This window comes from Polaromonas sp. P3_C2, from assembly GCF_056402675.1.
In genome coordinates this window covers 1-3,775 of sequence record NZ_JBFUGX010000418.1, presented here as the reverse complement: position 1 = coordinate 3,775, position 3,775 = coordinate 1, and the positions used below count along the sequence as shown (strand labels likewise).

General features: G+C 59.3%; 6 protein-coding genes. All 6 read right to left on the bottom strand.

Going from position 1 to position 3,775, the window contains the following annotated elements:
* Positions 1 to 103 precede the first annotated feature (103 nt).
* Entirely contained in the window at positions 104 to 343 is a 240-nt protein-coding gene (locus AC1DWI_RS16305) for an HP1242/YdcH family protein (protein ID WP_457279214.1), read from the bottom strand.
* Positions 344 to 385: 42 nt separating this feature from the next.
* Positions 386 to 823, bottom strand: a complete 438-nt coding sequence (locus AC1DWI_RS16300; protein ID WP_477671462.1) for a universal stress protein — start codon at positions 821 to 823, stop codon at positions 386 to 388.
* Positions 824 to 1,010: 187 nt separating this feature from the next.
* Positions 1,011 to 1,985 (bottom strand): Bug family tripartite tricarboxylate transporter substrate binding protein, encoded by a 975-nt coding sequence (locus AC1DWI_RS16295; RefSeq protein ID WP_477671461.1) that lies wholly within the window; start codon positions 1,983 to 1,985, stop codon positions 1,011 to 1,013.
* Between the two features lie 36 nt (positions 1,986 to 2,021).
* On the bottom strand, positions 2,022 to 2,738 hold the full coding sequence (locus AC1DWI_RS16290) for a class II aldolase/adducin family protein (protein ID WP_477671460.1): 717 nt from the start codon (positions 2,736 to 2,738) through the stop codon (positions 2,022 to 2,024).
* A 155-nt stretch (positions 2,739 to 2,893) separates the two neighbouring features.
* A complete protein-coding gene (locus AC1DWI_RS16285; RefSeq protein ID WP_092127063.1) occupies positions 2,894 to 3,175 on the bottom strand; it encodes a DUF427 domain-containing protein in 282 nt (93 codons plus the stop codon).
* Between the two features lie 307 nt (positions 3,176 to 3,482).
* Positions 3,483 to 3,775 (bottom strand): glycine zipper 2TM domain-containing protein (locus AC1DWI_RS16280; protein ID WP_477725220.1); only part of this gene is annotated, 293 nt, incomplete at its 5' end.

Sequence of the window (3,775 nt, the reverse complement as noted above, 5' to 3'; positions counted from 1 at the left end):
ATATAAACCCCGTTTTTTGCTTCCATTTTGATAGCTGCTTGCGCAAGTTCCTATTGGGTTTCAAGGCAGTTTTCCTTAAAAATCAGGAATTCCCATGACGTGGTCAGCTTTTCTTGAGAATCTGGTAAATCTCGTCCTTGACCTTGAGCCGCCGCTTTTTCAGGTCTTCCAGCGCCTCGTCCGTGATGACACCCACGCCCTGCTCATACTTTGCAATCGCGTGGTTATCCTCGTCGTAGCGCGCAAAGAGCTCGGCAAAGTGTGGGTCAGACACCTTGAGGCTGCGCATCTTCTGCAGGTATTCCGGAAATTCATGTGCAATGTCGTGGTTCAGAAGGTCCATAAAAGCTCCTTTGTTGGTGTCACGTCATCAGGAAACGGCGGCTCAGTCGCGCACCACCAGCACAGGCAGGTGTGCATGGGAAAGCACCTGGGCGGTGACGCTACCCAGTACCAGTTTTTCAAGCCCGCGGCGGCCATGCGAGCCCATCACGATCAGGTCGGCATTGATCGCCTCGGCGGTGTCCAGAATGCCGCGATAGATGGCATGGCCTTCCACCACCGATCCGGTGGCGGTGATACCCGCCTCCTTGAAAGCTTGCTCGGCTGCGGTGATGGCCTCATTGGCTTCGGCCGTGGCAGCGCTCAGGTATTCGGCCTGCCCATAGGCAAAGTCGGCGCCCACCCCGGTAAAAGCATAGGGGTCTATGACGTAAACGACGGTCACCTCGCTCTTGAACGCCTGGGCCACTGCCAGTGCATTGCCGATCGCCTTGCGCGAGGTGGAAGAGCCGTCTACAGGAACCAGAATGTGCTTGTACATGATGGAATCTCCTTGAGCCAGGAATGGATTCTGCGGCCGGCGCCCTTCGCGGGTCAATGCCGGCCAGAGCAGGGCCGCTACGGGCCCGCCATGCATCAGTTATAGGGTATTGGGTGACAGGCCGCCGTCAGACAAGGCGCCGAAACCGCAGCGCCTGCGCTGCGCGGGCGTCACTACCCCCCAGCATTCATTCAGGTTTGATATTGGCCGATTTGGCCAGTTGCGCATAACGCGCCAGGTCCACCTTGATCAGCCTGGCAAGCGCGGCACCGTCGCCGCTCAGGGGCTCCACGCCTGCTCCTGAAAGGTTTTCCCTCACGGCGGCTTCGGCCAATACTTTTTGAACGTCCGCATAAATTTTGGCAACCACCTCGGGCGGCATTTTGGCCGGGCCCATCAGCGCATACCAGATGGAAAAGTCCAGCGGCTTCAGGCCCTGCTCTTCAAAGGTCGGCACCTGGGGCATCAGGTCATAGCGCGTAGCGGTCGACACGCCAATGCCGTTGAGCTTGCCGGTCTTGATGTGCGGCGCAGCAAGGTTGGCGCTGAGGATGGCCAATTGCACCTGGCCGCCCACCACGTCGGTCAGCGCAGGGGCACAGCCCTTGTAGCCGACATTGGTAGCACTGACACCAGACTTTTGCTTGACCAGTTCCATCACGAAATGCTGCGGTGTGCCGACGCCACAGGAGCCGTAGCTCAGCGCTGCCGGGTTGGCTTTGGAATAGGTGACCAGTTCCTGAATCGTCTTGATGTTGGTGCTTTGATGAGACACCAGCGCGATCGGCGTGAGGCCCAGCAGCATGATGGGTGTCAGGTCTTTTTCGGGGTCGTAGTTGAGCTTGCCGTTCACGGCCGGGTTGACCACCATGGTGCTGTTTTGCAGCAGCAGCGTGTAGCCGTCTGCCGGCGCCTTGACCACGGCTTCCGTGCCGATATTGCCGGAGGCACCCGCACGGTTGTCGACCGCTATGCCCTGCCCCCACAGGGTCTGCAGGCGTGCGCCGATCTGGCGCGCCAGGATGTCGGAGCCGCCGCCGGTGCCATAAGGAACAATGATGCGCACGGGGCGTGATGGATAGGCTTGCGCCAGCGCCTGCGTTGCTGTCATGCAGGTCAGTGACATCAAGGTGACCAGGGCCAGGAGCTTTGGAAATTTCATGATTCGCCTCTTTCCTCTTTCGTTTGTACGGGCTGTTTATTCAATAGCGCCGATACTGCGGCTCCACAATTCCCACGGCCGCATGACCTGGCCCTCATTCGTCGCCATGGCCAGGTCCGCTTCTTCGGGCGTCAGGAATTCGATGGGGCCCAGGGCCGATGCCGTGAGCTGCAGTCTGGCATTTTCTTCGGCATAGACCGCCCGGTAAACCGCGCGCTCCAGCGAAGGCGCCACTACGGTCGAACCGTGGCCGCGCATCAGCACGCAGGTGTGCTGGCCCAGTGCCCTGGCGAGGTCTTTGCCCAGGCCCATGTCGCGGATCAGCAGGTCGGTGTTGCCGTTGGACTCGCGAATTTCATACAGCGTCGAGCCGCTGCCCAAAAAACCGCTCATGTGGAAGATGGGGCGCAGGCGCTGGCCGGTCACGCCGAAAGGAATCACGCTAGGGGAATGGCTGTGCACCACCGCCATCACGTCGGGCCGCGCGCGATAGATTTCGCCGTGGATAAAGCGCTCCAGGTAAGAACGCAGCGTGGACTCACCCACCAGGTCGCCATTGAGGTCGTAGGTCAGGATGTCGGCTTTTTTGACCAGCCCGGGCGCACGGTTGCAGGACAGCAGGAAATGCCCGGACGACTTGTCGTGGCGCACGCTCACATGGCCAAAGCCATCTACCACCCCCTGGTCGTACAGGATGCGGTTGGCCATCACGAGTTTTTCGACCAGCGCTGGATCGGGCGCGGAAGGCGTCATGGAGTCTCCTTATTGGCAACGGCCCTACGGTCGTTTTTAATAAGCACACATATTACATGGCGAATTTTCCAGGCAAACGCTGAAGATTCAGGGTAAACCCGCTCTCTTCGGGCGTTCATCCGGTTTTCCGTCTTCCGCCGCCCCAGGCTGGCGCGTCAGGGCTCGATCTTCACGCCCTTCCAGAAGGCAATGTGACCCTTGATGTTGTCGGCTTCGGGTTTGGGATCGGGGTAATACCAGGCGGCATCGGTGTTCATTTCCCCRTTGACCAGCAACGAGTAATAGCTGGCCTGGCCTTTCCAAGAACACATGGTGTGGTGGTTGCTGAAGGTCACGTAGTCGCGGTTGAGCGAGCTTTCAGGGAAATAGTGGTTGCCTTCCACCACCACGGTGTCGTCGCTTTGCGCAATCACTGCGCCGTTCCAGATGGCTTTCATGGGAATGTCTTTCTGCTCAAGCTGATGTTGAGGCTGCGATGAGATATTGATCAGTTGATCGGAAATTGGAAGAAACAGGGCTCCATGCTACCCCTCAGCGCAGGCTTGGGCCGGCCCGGGGGTTTATGAACCGTAGCGGACACGATGAGGGCCAAAAAAAAGCGCCGATGACGGACACCAGCGCTTTTGTTGAACCACCCTCTTCATGCCAGCATGAGCCGTGGAACCGGCTTTGCCGGGCCACAGGCGGGCGGCCCCCTCGGGGGGCAGGAAGCTACACGAAGTGAGCGACCGTGGGGGTCATGTTTTAGGCCAAACGGAGATTCTTGCCTTCAACAATCACCTTCGAGCCCACTGCCACGGCGCTGGAAAGCTCCATGTTGCGCACGGTGCCATCGTCCATGCGAAMGCGCACTTCGTACACGGTGACCTTCTTCATGTTTTTCTCGATCTGGTTGCCGGCAAATGCACCGCCGGCAACACCCAGCACGGTCATGGCGGTTTTGCCATTGCCGCCGCCCATCTGGTTACCGACAAGGCCGCCGACAACGCCGCCGGCCACTGTGCCAAGTCCGATGGTGGTGTTACCCACATCCACAC

Excerpts from the sequence above, each read along its gene's own strand:
- AC1DWI_RS16295 (WP_477671461.1), bottom strand. The coding sequence starts at position 1,985 with ATGAAATTTCCAAAGCTCCTGGCCCTGGTCACCTTGATGTCACTGACC.
- AC1DWI_RS16300 (WP_477671462.1), bottom strand. The coding sequence starts at position 823 with ATGTACAAGCACATTCTGGTTCCTGTAGACGGCTCTTCCACCTCGCGC.
- AC1DWI_RS16305 (WP_457279214.1), bottom strand. The coding sequence starts at position 343 with ATGGACCTTCTGAACCACGACATTGCACATGAATTTCCGGAATACCTG.
- AC1DWI_RS16290 (WP_477671460.1), bottom strand. The coding sequence starts at position 2,738 with ATGACGCCTTCCGCGCCCGATCCAGCGCTGGTCGAAAAACTCGTGATG.